The sequence below is a fragment of the Nitrospira sp. genome (genome assembly GCA_029194665.1).
GTDB lineage: Bacteria > Nitrospirota > Nitrospiria > Nitrospirales > Nitrospiraceae > Nitrospira_D.
Genome location: JARFXO010000001.1, coordinates 941,358 through 961,735, shown reverse-complemented (window position 1 = coordinate 961,735; position 20,378 = coordinate 941,358). Strand labels below are relative to the sequence as shown.

General features: G+C 55.7%; 19 protein-coding genes. 4 read left to right on the top strand and 15 right to left on the bottom strand.

Annotated elements, in window-relative coordinates; all coding sequences use genetic code 11:
* Positions 1-4: 4 nt before the first annotated feature.
* The gene (locus P0119_04625) at positions 5-544 is read right to left on the bottom strand and encodes a GNAT family protein (protein MDF0665345.1); all 540 of its coding nucleotides are present in this window, start codon (positions 542-544) and stop codon (positions 5-7) included.
* Between the two features lie 614 nt (positions 545-1,158).
* Here P0119_04625 and P0119_04620 point away from each other — a divergent pair.
* The gene (locus tag P0119_04620; protein MDF0665344.1) at positions 1,159-1,788 is read left to right on the top strand and encodes a DUF3365 domain-containing protein; all 630 of its coding nucleotides are present in this window, start codon (positions 1,159-1,161) and stop codon (positions 1,786-1,788) included.
* Between the two features lie 151 nt (positions 1,789-1,939).
* Here the strand turns inward: P0119_04620 and P0119_04615 are convergent, their stop codons facing one another.
* The 8 genes from P0119_04615 to P0119_04580 all read right to left on the bottom strand — a co-directional run bounded on the left by P0119_04615 (position 1,940) and on the right by P0119_04580 (position 10,968).
* Positions 1,940-2,362: a F0F1 ATP synthase subunit epsilon gene (locus P0119_04615; GenBank protein ID MDF0665343.1), complete on the bottom strand. Its 423-nt coding sequence runs from the start codon at positions 2,360-2,362 to the stop codon at positions 1,940-1,942.
* A 130-nt stretch (positions 2,363-2,492) separates the two neighbouring features.
* Positions 2,493-3,935, bottom strand: coding sequence for a F0F1 ATP synthase subunit beta (gene atpD / locus P0119_04610; GenBank protein ID MDF0665342.1), 1,443 nt, complete (start codon positions 3,933-3,935; stop codon positions 2,493-2,495).
* Positions 3,936-4,148: 213 nt separating this feature from the next.
* Positions 4,149-5,669: a F0F1 ATP synthase subunit alpha gene (gene atpA / locus P0119_04605; protein MDF0665341.1), complete on the bottom strand. Its 1,521-nt coding sequence runs from the start codon at positions 5,667-5,669 to the stop codon at positions 4,149-4,151.
* A gap of 9 nt (positions 5,670-5,678) precedes the next feature.
* Complete coding sequence (gene atpH / locus P0119_04600; protein ID MDF0665340.1) at positions 5,679-6,218, bottom strand: ATP synthase F1 subunit delta; 540 nt, start codon at positions 6,216-6,218, stop codon at positions 5,679-5,681.
* A 321-nt stretch (positions 6,219-6,539) separates the two neighbouring features.
* Positions 6,540-7,529: a carbonic anhydrase family protein gene (locus tag P0119_04595; protein MDF0665339.1), complete on the bottom strand. Its 990-nt coding sequence runs from the start codon at positions 7,527-7,529 to the stop codon at positions 6,540-6,542.
* A 778-nt stretch (positions 7,530-8,307) separates the two neighbouring features.
* Positions 8,308-9,111 carry an OmpA family protein gene (locus tag P0119_04590; GenBank protein ID MDF0665338.1) on the bottom strand — a complete coding sequence of 268 codons (804 nt, stop codon included), beginning with the start codon at positions 9,109-9,111 and terminating at the stop codon, positions 8,308-8,310.
* Positions 9,112-9,382: 271 nt separating this feature from the next.
* On the bottom strand, positions 9,383-9,805 hold the full coding sequence (mscL, locus tag P0119_04585; GenBank protein ID MDF0665337.1) for a large-conductance mechanosensitive channel protein MscL: 423 nt from the start codon (positions 9,803-9,805) through the stop codon (positions 9,383-9,385).
* 47 nt (positions 9,806-9,852) lie between these two features.
* Positions 9,853-10,968, bottom strand: a complete 1,116-nt coding sequence (locus P0119_04580) for a DUF481 domain-containing protein (protein ID MDF0665336.1) — start codon at positions 10,966-10,968, stop codon at positions 9,853-9,855.
* A gap of 700 nt (positions 10,969-11,668) precedes the next feature.
* Here P0119_04580 and P0119_04575 point away from each other — a divergent pair.
* Positions 11,669-12,673 carry a hypothetical protein gene (locus P0119_04575; protein ID MDF0665335.1) on the top strand — a complete coding sequence of 335 codons (1,005 nt, stop codon included), beginning with the start codon at positions 11,669-11,671 and terminating at the stop codon, positions 12,671-12,673.
* Positions 12,674-12,730: 57 nt separating this feature from the next.
* Here the strand turns inward: P0119_04575 and P0119_04570 are convergent, their stop codons facing one another.
* Positions 12,731-13,213 (bottom strand): hypothetical protein, encoded by a 483-nt coding sequence (locus tag P0119_04570; GenBank protein ID MDF0665334.1) that lies wholly within the window; start codon positions 13,211-13,213, stop codon positions 12,731-12,733.
* Between the two features lie 62 nt (positions 13,214-13,275).
* Here P0119_04570 and P0119_04565 point away from each other — a divergent pair, with 62 nt between their 5' ends.
* Entirely contained in the window at positions 13,276-13,620 is a 345-nt protein-coding gene (locus P0119_04565; protein MDF0665333.1) for a hypothetical protein, read from the top strand.
* On the opposite strand, the gene P0119_04560 is transcribed toward P0119_04565, so the two are convergent.
* Positions 13,600-14,259 (bottom strand): hypothetical protein, encoded by a 660-nt coding sequence (locus tag P0119_04560; GenBank protein MDF0665332.1) that lies wholly within the window; start codon positions 14,257-14,259, stop codon positions 13,600-13,602. The two genes, P0119_04565 and P0119_04560, sit on opposite strands and share 21 nt — an antisense overlap.
* A 276-nt stretch (positions 14,260-14,535) precedes the next feature.
* Between P0119_04560 and P0119_04555 the strand changes: the two genes are divergently transcribed.
* On the top strand, positions 14,536-15,273 hold the full coding sequence (locus P0119_04555) for a methyltransferase domain-containing protein (protein MDF0665331.1): 738 nt from the start codon (positions 14,536-14,538) through the stop codon (positions 15,271-15,273).
* Here the strand turns inward: P0119_04555 and P0119_04550 are convergent, their stop codons facing one another.
* From P0119_04550 to P0119_04535, 4 genes are all read right to left on the bottom strand, one after another.
* On the bottom strand, positions 15,274-16,170 hold the full coding sequence (locus tag P0119_04550) for a hypothetical protein (protein ID MDF0665330.1): 897 nt from the start codon (positions 16,168-16,170) through the stop codon (positions 15,274-15,276).
* Positions 16,171-16,218: 48 nt separating this feature from the next.
* Positions 16,219-16,734, bottom strand: a complete 516-nt coding sequence (locus P0119_04545) for an O-acetyl-ADP-ribose deacetylase (protein ID MDF0665329.1) — start codon at positions 16,732-16,734, stop codon at positions 16,219-16,221.
* A gap of 94 nt (positions 16,735-16,828) precedes the next feature.
* Positions 16,829-17,773 carry a hypothetical protein gene (locus tag P0119_04540; protein MDF0665328.1) on the bottom strand — a complete coding sequence of 315 codons (945 nt, stop codon included), beginning with the start codon at positions 17,771-17,773 and terminating at the stop codon, positions 16,829-16,831.
* Between the two features lie 532 nt (positions 17,774-18,305).
* Positions 18,306-20,354 (bottom strand): isoamylase, encoded by a 2,049-nt coding sequence (locus tag P0119_04535; GenBank protein MDF0665327.1) that lies wholly within the window; start codon positions 20,352-20,354, stop codon positions 18,306-18,308.
* Positions 20,355-20,378: the final 24 nt, after the last annotated feature.

The following is a 20,378-nucleotide window of genomic DNA, read 5'->3' as shown; positions in this document are numbered from 1 at the left end:
CAACCTAGATCAACGAGCGAAACATAATGATCGCGTCTTGGTACTGACTGTCGTCCATGCGAACCGCACCGGGAATCACGCCGAGTAGACGGAAACCGAGCTTCTCCCACAAGTGACGCGCGACCTGATTTTCGGAAAAAACGAGGTTGAAGATCACACTGCGATACCCAAGTTCTTTGGCGTAGTCGAGCATCACGGCGCCGAGCAGCCAAGCTACCCCGCGATTCCGCCACTCCGGGGCGACAATGAATCCTGCATTCGCAACATGCCGTGCCCGCCCGGGCCAATTCGGTTTGAGATAGAAGGCTCCGAGCAGATCGGCCTTGTCCTTCCGCGGCCGTTCGTAGGCTACCACCGTGCTCTTACCCCGTACCCAATAATCCTGAAATTCGTCCTGGCTCAATGGACGCTCGTGGGGGTACGACGTGCCCTCGGCGACGATTCGATCATAGAGCCTGGCGAGCAGGGGCAAATCCTGGTTTCCTGCCAGCACCAGCTCAATTGGGGTGCCGTCTTTCAGTTTGGCTTCACATGGGAGCTGCATGGACTGAACTCAGAACTGCTGTCGACTCGACGGAGCCATCACCTGACCCAAGATACAGTCTCGTTCCAGGACTCGTTTACATTCTATGTTGTTCCCTCAACTCATCGTAGTAAAGAACCAAGGTTCGCACCAGGACCCTCGTGAGGCAGTTCGAGTTAGCCGGTGACCCATTTCCAGGGATCAAGTCGAAAGATACGACGAAGAATCATGCCAAAGCGACTGATGAGCGCCTTCAGTGGTGCCTGTACTCCTGCCCGGGACTCCCGCCGACAGCGATTGGACAATGTGTAGAACTGGAGAGTATGCTTCAGTGTCGTATGCTCGTGTGGACGCGTCACGTCATGAGAGCAAGGGAATGGGGCCATGTCATTGGTACCTTCCCACGATTTCTTGCACCACAGGGAACCCGCCCGTAAGACAGGCTTACCTATCGACCTGCACAGGTCCATCAGACCCTTCCGATCCCTTCATGTAAGCGCTCCTACTGATCCTGCCCGGGGATCGGTTCGTCTACCGGCACAACGATTTCTCGTGTTGAACATCCGTGCAATTCATCCGCTCGCGGCCTGGAACCGGTCAGACAATCCATCCGCGCGCACAACCAGGAGGTACCTATGATGTCCTCCAAAACATTGTGGTGGAGAGCCGCCCTGCTGGGATTTGCAGTAGGATGCGCGACCGTCCTTTGGCCGGCTCGCGCTGTTCCTGAAACGGCAGCGATCACCCTCCCGATCGAAACGGTGGCCGACTATATCCACGCCGTCATCGAGGCCGACCGAGATATCTATACCAAACATGTCGTGGAGCGTATGCAAGCGAAAGGTGTGGTCGTCGCATCGGAAAACTGGGAACAGAAGCATACGTTGCCCCTACCCGCTCAATTCCTGTTGGAATCGGGACGGTACAACGACAAGCGAGGCCTCGGCATGCATTACCGGCTGATCAGCTTGTGGCCGATCAACAAGCGCAATATAGCGACGAATGCCATGGAAAGCATCGGACTCGGGACCATCATGGCTCAACCCAACCGTCCCTACACCGGAGTCACGAGGGTGGCTGATAAGCGGTATTTTGAGGCGGTGTATGCCGATCTGGCCGTCACACAGGCTTGTATCGGCTGTCACAATGCTCATCCCGACAGCCCGAAGCGTGACTTCAAGCTCAACGATGTCATGGGCGCGATCGTGATCAGTATTGAGTTGAGACAACCGGCAACAGAGGCGTCCAGCCACGATGGCTACTGAGCATCTACAGCCGCTTGAGAGAGTCGATGGTTCAGCTAGGACTGACTCCCTGCCCGGCAGAGGTGAGGTCGTTCTGCCGGGCGGGATGATACCCAGGACCTCTTTCGTACTATCGCGTTGGGTCCTCGGGGCACGGCAGGAATCGAGTAACCTAGGCGTGGCCGATCTTTCTCGTCCGCTCGGCGATCTTCTTGCGAAGCCGAGCCTTTTCGAGACTGATCTCGGCTTCTTTGACTTCGGACGGCAAGCCGCCCGCTTGAAGACGTCGCTCCGCCTCAGCGACTTTGGCCGTCGCACGGTCTACATCGATGTCTTCCGCTTTTTCCGCGATTTCGGCCATGACCGTGACTTTAGTCGGGGTGACTTCAGCAAAGCCCCACAGAACGGCCATTGAATGGACGTGACCATTAACACGATAACGAAGTTCGCCGATGCGAAGGGTTGACAGGAAATGGCAGTGTCCCGGGAGGACGCCGAATTCTCCTTCAGACCCAGGGGCAATGACTTCATCCACCTGCTGGCTCAGCAGCTGCTTCTCCGGCGTCACGACTTCCAATAGAATCTTTCCCGCCATGATTTCTCTTCCCCAATTACCTTCCCTCTAGAGGCGAGGAAGCGAGGTGTCCTCCAGTGCGCGCATGCAACGAGGGTCTTCCGAGACCGCGCGTTGCGCGAGCAAGGAGGATGCTCGGTTCATCACCTCTCTAAACCTTCACTCCCATTTTCTCGGCTTTGGCCACCGCTTCTTCGATCGGGCCGACCATGTAGAAGGCTTGCTCCGGCAAGTGATCATACTTGCCCTCGAGAATCTCTTTGAAGCTACGGACCGTATCCTTGAGTTTGACGTACTTGCCTGGGGCGCCGGTAAACGCTTCGGCGACGTGGAAGGGCTGCGACAGGAAGCGCTGGATCTTCCGGGCGCGAGCCACGACCATTTTGTCATCTTCCGACAACTCGTCCATCCCAAGAATCGCAATAATGTCTTGAAGGTCCTTGTATCGCTGGAGGACGGACTGTACGCCGCGCGCAACCTTGTAATGCTCATCCCCGATGATCTGTAGATCAAGAATACGCGAAGTCGAGTCTAGAGGATCGACCGCCGGATAAATCCCTAACTCAGCGAGGGATCGGGACAACACGGTGGTCGCATCCAAGTGTGCAAACGCCGTCGCCGGAGCAGGGTCAGTCAAGTCGTCGGCCGGCACGTAGATGGCCTGCACGGAGGTGATCGAACCTCGCTTGGTCGACGTAATGCGCTCTTGTAACGCACCCATCTCCGTCGAGAGAGTCGGCTGATATCCCACTGCGGATGGCATGCGGCCCAGCAACGCGGATACTTCCGAACCGGCCTGGGTAAATCGGAAGATATTATCGACGAACAGCAACACATCTTGATTCTCCTCGTCGCGAAAGAATTCGGCGACGGCCAAGCCGGTCAACGCGACGCGGAGACGGGCTCCGGGAGGCTCGTTCATCTGTCCATACACGAGAGCGGCCTTCGACTTCGTGTAATCGTCCGGGTCGATGACCTTCGACTCCTGCATTTCGTGCCAGAGATCGTTTCCTTCGCGGGTTCGCTCCCCGACACCGGCGAACACAGAAAATCCGCCGTGGTGCAACGCGATGTTATTGATCAGTTCCATGATGATGACGGTCTTACCCACCCCGGCGCCGCCGAACAGTCCGACCTTGCCGCCCTTGCTGTAGGGTTCGAGTAAATCGACGACTTTGATACCGGTCTCCAGCACTTCTGTCTTGGTTTCCTGATCTTCGAGCTTGGGAGCAGGGCGATGAATCGGGTAGTTATTCTTCGCCTTGATCGGTCCCTTTTCGTCGACCGGCTCACCGAGCACGTTGATGAGACGGCCGAGGGTTTCGCGTCCGACCGGCACCGAGATCGGAGCTCCGGTATCCTGTACATCCATGCCGCGCGTCAACCCGTCGGTCGAAGACATGGCGACCCCACGCACACGGTTTTCGCCGAGATGTTGGGCGACTTCAAGCGTGATATTCACAACGGGCTTGCCCGCAGCCTTATTCTCTTCTTGCGTCACCTTGATCGCATTGTAGATGTTGGGTAGCCGGCCGGGAGGGAATTCCACGTCCACGACCGGTCCGATGACTTGTATGACTTTACCCGTGTTCATATCGCTCCTCTTGCCTTGTTAATCGTTAAACGGTATTCGTTAATCGTGCTTCCTATGGCATCGGTTTGCGTGTGACAACGGTTGACGATTCACGGTTAACGACTCATTCGAGCGCTTCGGCGGGGCCGACGATATCCATGAGTGCTTTCGTAATGGCCGCCTGTCCGGTCTTGTTGTCGTACGGTGTCGCTTTCTTGATGAGGTTCCCTGTGCCTACGCTTTCGCCCCGTATCCCATCTTCTGCTTGAAGGTCGTGATGATCTCTTTCAAGCGGCCGCCGACCTTGTCGTCGATCTTGCCGATGGTGGTGACTTCCTTTTTCAGGTCCGCATGGTTCTGTTGGATGTAGTGGAGCAGATCGCCCTCGAACTGCTGCACTTTGTCCACCGGCACATCGTCAAGGTAGCCGTTGACACCCGCGTAGATCGAGAGCACCTGATCGGCGACCGGCATCGGCTTATACTGCCCCTGTTTGAGCAATTCCACCATGCGCACACCACGCGCCAACTGCATCTGAGTCGCCTTATCCAGCTCGCTTCCGAATTGAGCGAACGCCGCCATTTCGCGATACTGCGCAAGGTCCAACCGGAGTGTTCCAGCCACCTGCTTCATGGTCTTGATCTGAGCCGATCCTCCGACACGAGAGACCGACAGACCGACGTTGATCGCCGGGCGGATACCAGAGTAAAAGAGATCGCTCCCCAGATAGATCTGGCCGTCCGTGATCGAAATGACGTTCGTCGGAATGTAAGCCGACACGTCGCCCGCCTGTGTCTCGATAATGGGAAGAGCCGTGAGACTGCCTCCACCCAGTTTATCGCTCAGCTTGGCTGCGCGTTCAAGCAGCCGAGAGTGGAGATAGAACACATCGCCCGGATAGGCTTCACGTCCCGGTGGCCGGCGGAGCAATAACGAAAGCTGACGGTAGGCGACCGCGTGTTTCGACAGATCGTCATACACGATCAGCGCATGCTTCCCGTGGTCGCGGAAATACTCCCCGATCGCGGCGCCGGCAAAGGGCGCCAGGAATTGCATGGGCGCCGGGTCGCTGGCGCTGGCGGAAACCACCATGCTGTATTCCATCGCGTGGTTTTCTTCGAGTGTTTTTACCACTCGCGCAACAGTCGAACGCTTTTGGCCGACGGCGACGTAGATACAGAAGACATTCAGGCCTCTTTGATTGATGATCGTATCGACCGCTATGGCGGTCTTTCCGGTCTGGCGGTCGCCGATGATCAATTCACGCTGGCCTCGGCCGATGGGAATCATGGCATCGATGGCCTTGATGCCGGTCTGCAACGGTTCGCGAACCGATTGACGGGTGTTCACGCCGGGCGCGACCACCTCGATACGGGAGGAGTGAGGTGACTTGATCGGGCCTTTGCCGTCGATCGGCTGACCGATGGCGTTCACAACGCGACCGACGAGCGCTTCACCGACGGGTATTTCCGCGATGCGGCTCGTGCGCTTGACCGGGTCGCCTTCTTTGATACCGACATCGTCGCCCATCAAAACGGCGCCGACATTGTCTTCTTCGAGGTTCAGCGCGATGCCGTAGAGGCCCCCGGGGAATTCGAGCATCTCGCCGGCCATGGCTCCATCGAGACCATAGACCTTGGCGATGCCGTCGCCCACCTGAATGACGGACCCCGTCTCCTTGACATCGACTTGTTTATCGAAGCCTTTGATCTTCTCTTTGATGATCGCACTGATTTCTTCGGCCCTGATCTGCATGGCTACTCCTTATTCTCGCGTCAACAGAACTTGCAAATCGCGCAAGCGACCTCGCACAGTGCTGTCAACCACCGTGCTGCCGATGTGGATCTGCAAACCGGCGAGATGACCGGCGTCGGTCTGAAACGTCACATCGACTTCGCGCTTCAGCGATTCGCGTAGGTGCGTCTTGATTCGATCCTGTTCCGCCGGTGGAAGAGCCGTCGCGGAGGAAACCGTCACCGGCTGCGTCCGTTTTAATTGATCGACCAGCTTGCCGAATGCGTCGGCAATTTCCGGCAAAAAGCCCACTCGGTTTTTCTTTACCAACTGGCCCAAAAATGCCTTACCGGCAGGAGGGCATCCCAGGCTCTCGCCGAGTGCGGTCAGTACAGCAATCTTCTCCTCCACCGCGAACACAGGTGAGGCCACGACGTGGCGAAGCTGAGCTGATTCTTTCATGGCCTGACCGAGGCCGGTGAGCGTCCCTCGCGTGGCTTCGATGGTCGATTGATCGAGGAGCCCGAAGAGGGCTTGAGCGTAACGTCGCGCAACTGTTGTCTTAATCACTGTTCCAGATCCACGTGCGATATTTGGACAAACCTAAAGGGTTCGTGCGAGCCACGAAGCAGAGCGGCGAAACGTAGCATTGGGACCTAGGAGCTGTCAATACGATGCAGCGTGGTCGAGTAGGTTGTTCGTCAGTACTACCGAGCGAGGAATACTATACGCTCAGCTCTCATGAGGGGAGTGTCTAACCTATGGAAGAATGGCGGCGAGCTGGAAATCAGCTCGCCGCGTGTGACTACATGTAGGCGGAAGCTACCTTGAGAAGCGATGCGCAGCCCAGTTCTTTAATTCCAAGGCATCATGGATCGCGAGATCTGGCGACTAATACTTTGTTGAATCGCGATCGACATCCAGATGATTGTGAATTTGTACGGTACGCGGAACATTGGTGTTGCTGTAGTTGGTGTTCTGAACGATGCGATTGTTCGAGGGATAAAACTTTCTCAGTTCTTCAATCTGAGCCGCGGGCACCTTCAGGGGCTCAGATACAATATACCAACTCACCCCTTCGCTACATGGTGGCGTCGTTAAGGAACCGGCGTAGGCGAATACCTGTTTGCTCTCCATCGGGATCAACTTCGACGGATCCAGTGCAAGGCCGCCACCGGTCGAGTTAAACGCCGGATGCTGGGCTGGCTCTTTCGGCGTATGGTCGATGACCTTTTTCAGTATTGGGTTTTCGGCAACGGAGTTGTTTGATCCGTCCAAGAATCTTGTTAAGACGACAAGTTGTCCTCCCGCGCTTGCATGCACTAAATGTAATTCAGCGTCATATTGGATCCCGGCGGGATGTGAGTCCGTGACGATGATGTGCTCACTCGGTGTATGGAAATGAAACTGCAAGAGCGGATACACATCACGTCCGATGAGTAATTTACCGAGGTACCCCTTGGAGAACGCCACCTGGACCGCATGGCCGGTGTTCATAAAGACATAGGCATTAGCATCATTCGTCGAAATGGCCGGAACTTCGGTACTGCTGGTCGAGCGTGGATATTGAGTACTCAGGCGATTTGCATGGCGCTCGGTTTCGGCTTGTGGATTATTGTCGGCACTCAACGTAATGGGGTTGATTGTGAGCGGACCTGACGTGAGATTGATCGCAATCGGCGACTGATGAAACCCGATAGCACATGTGGCGTACGGCAGGTTCAGACTGGCCTGATTCGAGCTCGGGTCACCAAAAATGTTTGCCCAGCTCGTTCCGTCGCTACCCTGACTTGCATGATCCCAAGAAGCCGCACCGACAGGGTTGCCCAGCGAGATGAGGAAGACGCTGAGTATGCCGACTTTCATAATATGCTGTTTCATATGTCATCACCTCCTGATTGTGGTATGGGACGAATCCGTCCCAAAATGGCGTAGCAACCCTGCAACCGATCCAGCGAAAGTCGGCATCAACCGAGCGTCTCCGTAACCTGCTAGTCACGAACAGCCGCAGACGCGACTCTCTCAGCCGACAACGATCGACAGGTGGTGTCTTAGCAAGTTTGTATTCGGCAATCAGGAGCTGACGATGCCGGGGCATGGGTGTCCGTCACGGTCGACGGTGATAAACCAGGAGGTGATGAACGATCAAGGAAGATTGGATTTCCAAACAGAAAAACGAGGAAGGCGAAAAACAATGCCTCTTTCATAGGAGCCTCCTTCTGTACCGAAGATGTTATTTATGAGGTAGTTGCGACATCACTCACCGATGGTGATTTCGCGTAGAAGTTGTTCCGACCGTTGACCAACACGGTTCTCGTCGGTCATTGGAGAACATTCGCTCGGTCGGCTCTATAGGCATTGCTGACGATTAGGAATTCGTCTCGGGGTGGTTGTATACCATGAGAGCATAAGTATTTGCAACAGGGCAGGCGCCGCACTGAACAGGTACACCGCGCGTCTCAACCTTTGCCCGCCGACCCAACCGCACGTCACAAAAAGAAAGGGCCCTTCCCAGCAGGAGGAGCCCTTCTGTCTTCAGCAACAGCAAGAATGTTTCTCGTCCGTTCCCCACTCATACAGACGGTGATTTGCAGAACACGATGTCGCTGCTGACCTCATTCTATGCGGGTTTCATTCGTGTTGTTGCCTTAGTTGCCGACTACTGGGTAACGATGACCTCAACCCGACGATTCTTGGCTCGTCCCTCTGCCGTTTTGTTGCTGGCGACCGGGTTGCCCTCGCCGTAACCGGCTGCGGACAGGTCGCTGGTGAGCCCGCCGTCCCGCAAAGCGTGAACCGCGCTATTCGCACGGGCTTCCGACAGCTCTTTGTTCGTCGGATACTTCTGTTTCAACGCGCCGCCTATCGGCTGATTGTCAGTATGACCGCCAACTGCCACTTTGTACTGAGGATACTCGTTTAAGATCGCTCCCACCTGCTTAAGTGCGTCGACTCCCGCTGGCTTGACCTGAGCTTCGCCTGAGCCGAAGAGGTAGCCGGAAGCCAAGTTGATCAGAAGACGCTCGCTGTTTAAATCCACCGTGATATCACCCTTACTGATCTCAGGACGAAGGGCTCGGAGCAATCCACGCTCCGCCTGTTTCAATTTTTCTGTTTCTTGGGAGAGGTCTCCGCGAAGGCCCGAGAGTTCTTTGTCACGGTCGGCAAGTTGGTTTTCCAGATCAACCACACGCTGGTTGGCGGCTGTGAGTTCCGCAGCGAGCCTCTCCCTCTCCGCTCCACCCGCCTGAGCGGCCGCAAGGAGGACAGGCATCTCTTTCGATGGATCGGGGGTTACTGCCTTGACTGTGGATGGGCACCCACCCTCTTTATGATAGCCGTACCATCTGTCGGTGCACACTTTCGACTGCTTGATGTATGGATCAGGTTGCTTGAGGGATGAAGCACAGCCCATCAGGACAACCAACCCTGTCATAACAACAGTCGTCTTAAGCGCTCGCATGATGATCTCCTTCTCCGTAAGACGCATGGTAGATACCTCGTAACCTTCCTGTTCTGGTTATCACGGTCGTATTATCACGGATCAGATAGTTGCAAGGCAAGGAGGCTCGCAATATGTAGGATCCAGCGGAACGAATTTCCGCACAAGCAGCAATACCGGGTCTCACCGGATTCAACGGGGCGCAGTTCGGCGTTCGGATCTCAAGTCATGGATCATCCAGCTGTTCCTTATACTCGTTTTCTTGCTGCACTGGCTACTGCGGAATACGGGATTATTGACGGCCCTTCAGCAGATCGCGGATCTCCATCAACAATTTCTCCTCGTTGGTCGGAACGGGTGGAGGAGGCGGTGGGGGCGGAGGTGCTGCATTCTTGAATCTGTTGACTTGCTTGACCAGGATGAAAATGACGAACGCGATGATAAGAAAGTCAAACACGCTTTGCAGAAAGACCCCGTAATTGAGGGTCGGAGCCCCAGCGGCTTTCGCCGCCACCAAAGAGGGGTGGGAGGTATCCGATAAATTGATGAACAAGCTTGAAAAATCCACCTTGCCCATCACCAGGCCAAGCGGAGGCATGAGCACGTCGCTGACGAGCGACGAGACGATTTTCCCGAAGGCTCCGCCGATGATGACGCCGATCGCCATATCCAGGACATTGCCCTTCATGGCGAATTCTTTGAACTCTTTCAACATGGTCTTCCTCCTCTGAGAACGTGGGTTGGTACCGTACCACAAACATCCTATCGCTTGCGGGTGGTGTCAAAGGCATAGCCGAAGGTGAGAAAATACATATTGTCGGTCGTGACCGTGCCCGGAGCCGGTCGACTGTTGTAGCGTGTGGTCACTTGAAATCCGGTCGTCAGGCCTCCCCACATCTTGAAGCGAACGCTGTTATTCATGGTTAAATAAAAGTCGGACAAGTCTTGGAGGGACGGAAACATTTCGATGTCGTGATGTAGCGTCACGAGGTCGGTGAACAATGACCAATCGAATTTCGTGGCTACGCGGGCACGGAAACTCACCCGGTCCGGAATCGTGCGGAAATCTTCATTGAAATACCCCGGACCGGCTTCTGTATAGAAAGCCATGTCTTTGTATACTCCGCTGAAGTCGCCCTTCTCAATCCATTGGTAACCGGGGCCGCTCGCGAGGGAGGTACGTAATTTGAGATCTTGGAATTCATCGGTCTCGAAGAAGGCCGACGAGAACCAATAGAGCCGTTTCGTGAGGAAGTAGTCCAGCTTGATCGTGGCTCGAGCATTGTCAGCAGTGACGCTCCCGTCTTGGGATCCGTACACATAGCGGCCAAGCAAGGTCAGTCGGAGCCGTTCGCTCCTCGCCACGGCGTCTCCCACGAAACTCGCCGTGGTAAGATGGGCGTTTCCCACTACTTGTGTATAGGCAGCGTTTACATTTCCGACGTAGATCACCGACGGCTGAACGATCGGGTTCACCTTTATGACCGTATCCATCGGCACCGTGATGATCTCTCCGCTCGGGCCGGCTTTCAGCCTCAACTCTCCCGGTTCGCCCTCTTCGACCGTCCCGACCAGCATGGTCCCTTCCTTTAAGTGGAAGGGAAGGGGATGAGAGATAGCGAGCTTGCTTACTTCAGCCCACTTGATCTTGATCACCTCAGCAGCCAGCGCATTCTTGATCTGTAACACCCCATCCATCATCTCTATCACTTCGCCATAGATCACGCTGCCGTCTTTCAACGTGACAATATCCAGCGGCGGAGCCTCAGTCGGTAGCACCGCAGCCGACGTGATCGGGGCCGGTCCATCGTCGGCAAAAACTGACGTCACCACCGTGGTCAGAATGAGGATTGCGATCAGTAGAACAGACCGTTTCATTTATTTTCCTGCATGCCGATAAATACTTAGCTGAAGCTATTCCAACCTAGGCATGCGCCTTGTTTGCGCACATCAGTGCAATACGCTCATCCCACTCACGCCGTTGTTGGGTGTTTAGTAGGCTGGAAATACCTCCCGTTCACCCTTCGAGAGCCTCAGGGCGAACGGAGCGCTTGTTGACTGCACTGAGGGGGTTCGATCGTGCTGACCTGGTCGAATCACACACATCGCTTCTTTCGCATCCTGGCAGCCTACATCATTCATGACAGTTTGTCGCGAAATTGCGGAGTCTCCAGACGAGACGGACGCGCGGAGCTCCGAGGACGAGAGGCAGACCTGAGACAGTCTGTTGACCGACCAAGCGGTGAGCCCAACCGCCATACCAAGCTTCCCTTGAGCCGCCGCGTTCGATCATATCGCGGCGGAGAGGTCTGTTGCCTTCGACTCGGCATGTTGGCTGGTCGCAGCTGCGAATCAGCCGGTGCAGCAGAAGCGCTGCCTGGTGCCGCTCAAGACGCGCGCTGGACGGCAGACTTATGGACGTGATGGCATCCCTGTTCGCCGGGTCCGGTGATTCATCCACCCGTGTTAGATAGGGGCTCGGTTTCCATCTTGACTCCCGTCCGACCGCTGTGCTCCAGTTTCACCCTACCACGCCATGTTGACTCGAACTGTCTGTTCCGTTGCTCGATTCGTCTGCTTGTCTTTTGTCCTTCTTTGCCTTGGCTGCCAAAAGGAGAGCGAGTCCATTGTCTCGATCGCGCTCCATCCGACGAACGCGAATATCCTCTACGTGGCCACGAATGATGCCGTTTACAAGTCCCGTGATGGTGGTGGGACTTGGGAGCGATTTCCGAGTTTCAGCGCACGCCGGGTCACCACTCTCGCGATCGATCCGCTCCTGCCGGCCACGATCTATGCCGGCACGATGGGGGATGCGGTCTACAAAAGCCCGGACGGCGGGCAACATTGGCTGCCGCATAACGTGGGATTGAAGGAACATGTCTCGTTCGTGAATCAGTTCGTGTTTCATCCCGCATTGAGCGAGAAGATCTATATTGCGACGACGGTGGGTGCTTTTCTTACAAAGGACGGCGGCCGCGAATGGGAAGAACGGATGAACGGGATGAAGGAAGTGCACATCGTGACATCCATGGCCATCAACCCCAAGGATCCCACGATCCTGTACGGTGGCACGACAGGCGGGATATATCGTTCCGACGATGGGGCGATGTCGTGGAAAAGGATCAATAACGGGCTGATCCCGGAGAGCGAGCTGATGGCGTCCATGGCACTGGGTGTCAATGCCATTGAAATCGATCGGACGAATCCCGGTATCGTCTATGCGGGCACAACCAAAGGGCTCTTCCGCACCACGAACAGTGGAGAGCCGTGGGAACGGATCGGACAATCCCTCTCCGATCCCTTTATCAGCAGTATTCTTCTTCACCCCACTGAGCCGTCACAGCTCTATGTCGGTGGTCCGAAAGGGGTCTCGAAAAGCTCGGATGGCGGGAAGACCTGGCAGACCGTGAACCATGGTTTTGCAACGCTCAATATTCGCGCCCTGGCCATGAATCCTAAGAATCCGCAGTTGCTCTACGCAGGTACCAATGGTAGCGGGCTCTATCGTTCCACCGACGCGGGCGCGACTTGGACTTCTGTGCCGCTTAAAGCAGTGCAGCCTTCAGTAGGCTCAGGTTGAGGTCACGGTTGAACGAACCAGCATGTCACGTTAACCTCAGCCTGGCTCTTGCCGATCTCAATATCCCGTCTTCGCCCCCTCGCTTCCGTGCCGGTAACGGCTGCTATAGGACAGCATGCGGTCCGAGAGCGCCTTCCACTCGTCGGCGGTCATCAGGTCTTTCATCTTGAACCGCAGATCCAGAACCTTCGCCGACGTCTTCATCCGTTGAGCGCTCGCCTCGTCAAGGATCTTGCTAAACTCTTCCGGTGGGGCGGTATAACTGGCGTTCAAGGTATAGAGGTCCCGGTGATAGGCCCGTTCCTGCTCACGGCTTGCCTTGAGCTCGTTCACGATCTCGCCGACGATCGCATTGACCTGCTTCGCCTTGTCGGGATCCTTGACGGTCCGATTGATCAACCCCTCCATGTCTTGCTGACCCTTCTGCCAGTAGGCCTCGCTCTTGGCACCTCCCATCATACCGTGATGACGATAGGAGGAGCAGCCGACCAACAAGACCAGTGCCAGCAGAATCACCATGCTGTTCAAGACTCGATTCATACATCCCTCCCGTGAAGAGTTGTCATACTCTTTCTTCATACCGTATCATCGTGCGGAATGCCATGCCGGAAGCCGCACCAACTCAGTCTAATCATCTCCAAGCCCTCAAAGGCGAATTCCGCCATCACCTCGAAACATTTTATGCTGGATTGAAATTGGCTCCTCCGTATGAAAGCGTGGAGAAGGCCATTCGCGTATTAACGACCACGATACATGCTCTACCCGTGGAAGAACAGACTCGGATTATGTCCGACCCCGCCGTGCAATGGCAGCAATTCCGACGCGCCTTCGAAACCTCCGGTCTCGTCAAAAAACATCGTGGGATCATCGCCGCCTTGGCTCGCAACCGAGCAGCGGTGGATCTGCCCATCGAATACGATCATTTCTTAAGCTTGTTCATTGCCTGAAGCGTTGAACTGGATCACGGTACCGGCGGAAAGTGGCTTCTCGAGTGCTTCACGCAATTCGTCATAGACTTTCATGAGGCGGCTGTCCTCGAGCCGATACGCGAACGCCACCGTGACCAGTCCGAAGGCCAGCACCAGAGCGGCAAGGGCCATGACCGCCACGCCCGTGAGGGTTCCTCCAAGTGAAGCGAATCCTCCATTCATGGCATACTGCACCGCGAATGTCAGGGACCCGATCAAAACGAGTGCAAACCACAGGAGCGTCATGAGGGCCGACGACCAGGGCATACGCTTCACACACAGCGCGCTCAGCGACTGGTCATGCGGCATAAGCTGAATCAGCCCTTTCACCGGCCAGGCGGTCCGGAACCGCCTGGAGAACAATCGATACTGCGGGCGGATCGCGATCTGAGAGAGCTGTGGATAAAACCAGGCCACTCCATGCGGAAGCATCAGCAGGCCCTCGGGCGTGAACCGATCACTGAGGGATGCGAGCCCGGTTCCAGGCCACTGATCCGGTTTGTTCGCGACAGGGTAACCGTACCTGATGGCGTCCGGGGTCAGCCGAATAAAATACAGCCAATCACCGACGACCAGCCCGATAAGCAAGATTCCTGCGAAGAAGCCGGCCAGCATCATAGACAGCTATCACATAGGAACGAGGCATGAATCAAGGAGGGAAGACACGAAATCACCGTTCTGCCGCTGTGGCTTCAGGGAGGTATTTTCGTCTCGAACCCTCCAAGAATCTGTTGACTCAGGAAGTTGAGATTGGCTAGAGTACCCCGTCTACGTTCTGGGCGGGCCTTGTACTACGTGGATTTCCCGCCTCAATTTTATCCCCGCGTCGCCATGGCCGTCTGCCGCCTCTAGGAGGAAGGCAGAGGCCGGTTCGTGTGAGATTTGGAGGAGAGCATGGATCCCAACAAGATTGAGCGTGTGTACACTACCTATGCGGGGTTCTACGACAAGGTTTTTGGCAAGGTTTTCCACGAAGGGCGTGAATCGGCTATCAGGAATATGAATGTGCAGCCGAACGAACAGATTCTTGAGGTGGGGGTTGGGACCGGCCTCGCCCTGCCGATGTACCCGCGGCATTGCCGGATTGTGGGGATCGATCTGTCCGAAGGGATGCTGGCAAAAGCTAAGGAAAAGGCCGAGGCCCATGGGCTTGATCACGTCCAGCTTCATCGCATGGACGCAGGAGCCATGGAGTTCGAGGATGACAGCTTCGATACGGTGGTTGCAGCCTATGTTGTGACGGCGGTCCCTGACTATCGTAAAGTCGTCAATGAGATGATTCGAGTCTGCCGCCCAGGCGGCCGCATCATCATGTTGAACCACTTCAGCAACGGCAACAAGGTCATTGCCGCCGTGGAAAAAGTCATTTCTCCGTTGACCAAACATCTCGGTTGGCGAACGGACTTGTCGTTGAATACGGTGTTGGAGGGAACATCTCTGGAGATCGCCCGAAAACAGCGGGTAAACCCTTTACGGCTGTGGGCGTTGGTGGAATGTGTCAACGGAAAGGAAAGGCAGACCAACGGAACCGCCGCGGCTCATGCTGTCGCGGGGTACGCGAACGGCAACGGTACAGCCGGTTTTGCGAATGGAAACGGCAACGGGCACTATTCAGCCGAGCACGCGCACTGATCAGCTTCCCCCGTCGCTTCCCTCTCCTCGGTCTTGTCGTGCACGGTGCTCTCGAATCAACCAACCTTCCCATTCACGGCCTGGAATGATCGTGGTGCCCACGAGACAGTCACCGGCAAAATGTTGGGTGATCTGATCGGCCAGGACTTCGAGGATCCGGCTCATCTGGCGATCTTGAATCCCCAGCACCCGCAGCATCAAACCGAAACCCTGCCCCTCCAGTTGGCCATAGGCCATGATATGCACCATATTGTCTCCATTGGCCGTGTGATCGCCTGCCGGGATCAGATCGCCCTCCCACTGCACCGCTGGATGAAGCCGGACGGCCCGTTTCGCTTCACGCCAAGCGCAAGGCAGGCCGGCCTGATCCAACTCGTCTAATAGCCACTGAACCGTGGGACCTTTGGCAGTCCGACCCTGGAAGGTCCATCGAGCCAGTTCTGCTGCCTGCTGGACCGTCACGAACGGAGTGGCGATCTCCTCCAGATCGGCCTCATCGCACACTGCATAGAGCTCTCCCTGAGGATCAAACCAGAAGCGCAATTTCCCGGCAGTGAGTTCGGTCTGGATGACGCCGAGCGATGAACAATCGGCACCGTCTTGTTCGAAGACCGAGAAATCCGTCACGCCGGTCATGGTGAGTTTGGCTACTCGAACCATCCCGCGAATCTCGTACCGGATGGTCACCGAGACGGTGGTACCGGCCGGCACTTCACGTCCGGATCCTTCGTCGAACAGGCGGCGTTTGGATATCTGCACGTCGGTGACATAACCTGAACGGAAACCGCCCGTATGGCCGATCAGCCATCGCAGATCCTCAGCGTTCTTGATGGAGTGTTTCACGATGCGATTGTAGCGCAGGCCTGAGCGCACTACCAGCCTTGCGAGAACACCCAAGATGATGCCATCACGGGAGCTGGGAGCACAGAGTGGCAAACAAATAGATCAGCGGACCTCGGCAAGTAGCTGTTGATACACTGCGAAGTCACTTGGAGAGAAGCAACAAAATGTCACCTCTCGGATCGAGACGAGTTTCTGAAGAGCGGCACGAACAGAATCGCTCGCCACTTTGGCGGCGAGGTCGATCGGATAGCCGTAAATACCGGTACTGATGCTTGGAAAGGCAACGGTCTCAATCCCATGTGCGGCTGCGACCTCAAGACAACGGCGATAGCAGGAGGCGAGCTGCGTCGACTCGCGGTCGTTCCCTCCCTTCCAGACCGGTCCAACGGCATGGATGACGTACCGAGCAGGTAAACGATAGCCTTTCGTCAGTTTCGCATCGCCGGTTTGACACCCACCGAGCAGGCGACATTCCTGTGTCAATTCTGGCCCCGCCACACGATGGATCGCTCCGCACACCCCGCCGCCAGGACGCAGCGGCTCGTTTGCCGCGTTGACGATAGCGTCAACCGTCAGAGTCGTGATGTCGGCGCAGATGGCTTTGAGCGAAACAGACATCGTCCATCACCAGACCTGTCCGCAAGTCGCGAACAGTTCGTGCAGTGGGTCTTAGCATGCAACCTGAAACCAAACCGCAGCGTCTCTCGTCCGTTTAGGGCCTTTCTGCTCTCGTAGTCGGGGACTGGCTGAATCCAATGGCTAAACCATCCATTCGGTCTGGGGAGAGGATGATTTTCGGGCCACCTGTTGGAACCAGCGATCGCTTTTCAATCAGCTTCTGCGCGGTCGATTCGAGGTCGGTACATGAAAACTCGATGCCGAGCAATCGATTTCTCCCACCGGGATGAAATCGAAGCTGCGGTCCCATGCTGAAAGAATGGATCGAACCTGTATTCAAGTCAGGTCGATCCAGGAGTCTCCTCCAGCAGGCAGTGTTGGCAGCCAATTCAATATCGACTGCTGCGATCCCGGCGATTCCAAACGGTCCGCTCTGTCGCGTTCTCCGCCAGTTGGCCTTCAATTCCGTGAACCGTTCTTGATGACGATCGATTTGGTTCTCGCACATGAAAACCACGGAGCTGCCCAAGAGCTTGGAAAACGTCATGGAGCCGGCTGCTGTGCCGACCATCCAGGTACTCAGGGCCGCCAGCGCTCGACAGACCCGAGTATTCCCGCCCCATGGCCGACCGAGCCAAAGCGGTGTGTTCGGCTGGCCATCGAGGAGGTTGCCCAAAAAGGTGAGTGTGGACCTGGTTGAGACCGGCTCTTCGTAGTGCAGCGTCACAGGGGGCGTGTGTAACACTTTTCGAGACACCAATCCGTTCACCGTCTCCCATGTCGGCTGTGACGGGGCAAGGCCAAGCCCATAGAACCAGGTGCCGGGAAGTCCAAATCCTGTAAACCGACCAATTTCGATATTCATGTTGCCCGCGTGCAGGCCACCCGACACGAGCAGGCCACAGTCGGTGATCGGCCACGCGACCGGTAGGCCGAACTCGTAACGAAATCGCCCAAATACCCGCTCTACGTCCTGTGTGTGGATCAGAACGCGATCGATCCCGAGAATCAACGACGGTGTCGTAGTAGGTGTTAACATATCGGGCACCTACTTTAAGGGAGAGTGAATAGAAAAGGGAAGCCACGACGAGTGGCACAAGCATTCGGTGGCCAGGTGTCGCCGGCTGATCCACTTGTCACGTTCAGAAGGGCCCGCCACTTGCTCTCCAGGGTCCAAACTCAATTATTCAGTTGATAAACCGTTGATGATTCAATGGTTATGCAATGACGGGGGTTTTGCATGACCCTGAAGAGAGTCAATATGTGCGGCTTGTGTGAAGCTGTTCCCTTGTAGGTTCCGGGCTTTAGTGATCGTCTTGTCGAACGGGACGTATTTCTTGATCGATACCTAATGTCGAAGGCGGTTTGCCGCAATATGCAGGCCTATTCTGAACGGCAGACGTTGATATGTACCCAGACAGGGCGGGAGGCATCTTGTACATTCTGATGGCATTTGGATCCGTGACACCCTTGAGACCAACGTCTAAAAAGTTCTGGAACAGGAACGGTGTAGCCTTCATCTAACTGTTACACCGCGATATGGCATTCGGAACGTTGAACTACATGGGTTTTCATACGCGCAAGAGCACAACAATAGACCGAGGCGTCACTGTGTACCTGAGCGTGGGTAACAGCGGCTCGGTGTTCGGCTCCATGATGTCGTTGGGAGTGGCGAAGCTTGTATCGATTGCGCGTCTCCAGTCACCGTTTTGTCCTTCCTGAATGGTAAAGGAGAGGGGCTCCCAATAGGCATTAGCCATACAATAGATATCACGATCTCCCTGAGACGCGCCGTGCAGACACCACGCAAGACTATGCGAGTGTTCCGACAGATCTGGGGTCGTTCCGGTTCCATACCATCGGATATCGTCTCGCCAAAATCGACTCCGAGACAAAGAAGGATGCGCCTTGCGAAAAGCGATCATCCTCTTCCAGAAACGGAACATATCCTGGTGCTTCTCTAACAAATCCCAGTTTAACCAGGTTGTCTGGTTGTCCTGATTATATGGGTTGTTGTTACCCTGTTGGGTCTGCATGAATTCGTCCCCGGCCGTAAACATCGGTGTACCGTTTGCCAACATGAGTAGACAACAGAAGTTTTTTATCTGTCGCATGCGAAGCGCCATCACTTCGGGTGGAACATCTAAATCTCCCTCCCATCCACAATTCCAGCTCACGTTGTTGTCCGTGCCATCGCGGTTCTGATGCCCATTCGCCTCGTTGTGCTTCTGATTGTAAGAGACCAGGTCGTAAAGGCAGAATCCGTCATGGGAGGTGACATAGTTTATACTTTGATACGGATGGTAGGCATCAAGCAGGTCGTCGGGAAACAGATCATCGCTGCCGTACAGACGTCGCATTACAGCAGGCACAGTCCTTGAGTCGCTTTTCACGAAGCTGCGCATGTCGTCCCGGAACTGCCCGTTCCATTGCAACCAGCTCATCCCGGGAAAGCTTCGTCCAAGTTGATACGAGCTCATATCCCAAGCTTCGGCGATCAGGCGGATATGCTCAAAGTCCGGGTCTGCAGTAATCTCTGAGATTGCCGCAGGATCTTCCAGGTTGAGTGAGCCGTCGTTGTTACGGGTGAGGATTGAAGCGAGGTCGAAGCGGAAGCCGTCGATATGCATTTCTTTGGCCCAAAACCGCATACTGTCGAGAATCAACTTGCGCACCGCGGGATGGGCGGTCCGCAGCATATTACCCGTGCCGGTCTCATCGCGATAGGTTCGGCCGTCCGATCTCAATACATAGTAGGTGCTATTATCGATTCCTCGAAAACTATACGTAGGTCCCGATGCACCAGCTTCACTCGTATGGTTATAGACCACATCCAGAATGACCTCGATACCAGCCGCGTGCAGTGCCTTCACCATATGACGAAACTCATCAAATGCCCCTTCCGCGCTCCCTTCCGCGGCGTACGCTTGATGCGGGGAGAAGAAGCCGAGCGGCATGTAGCCCCAGTAGTTACTTTCGTCTGGATCGTACTGATAGACCGGAAGCAGCTCGACCACTGTCACGCCGAGGTCTGTGAGATACGGGATCTTCTCGATCAGGCCCGTGAAAGTTCCGCGGAAGGCGTCGCGCACTCCTGATCTCGCACTCCTCGTGAATCCTCGTACATGCACTTCATAAATGATCGTGTCCGATGTATGAATTGGTCTGACATCGATCCCCCAATCGAAAGGTTGTCCTCTCTTCGGAAGAAGGCCGAGGGGTGCCCGACCATCGTTGGCTGCGCTTCCATTGGCTGCGGCTCGGCTGAATGCGGGTGGAAAGAAGACGCCGCGCGCGTATGGATCCAACAGGACCTTGGAAGGATCGAAGCGGTGTCCGAACGAATCGTCCCCTTGGCCGTCGACGCGATAAGCGTAGTAACGGCCGTTTTTGAGATCCGCCACCGGGACACAGCAGTGCCAGACGCGTCCTGATTTGTTCTTGAGATGGCTGAGGGAGGACTCGAACACCGGCGCAGTCAGATCGCTCTCCGCATACACAAGCAGGGTCACCGTGCTCGCGTGGCGGGCATATAAGGCAAAGTTATAGGCCTGCTCCTCTTCGAGCCACGTCACGCCGAGCGGAGCCGATGCCCCTTCGGTCCTTGTCCATCCATTCATCGCCATCCCCTCTGATTGTCCTTC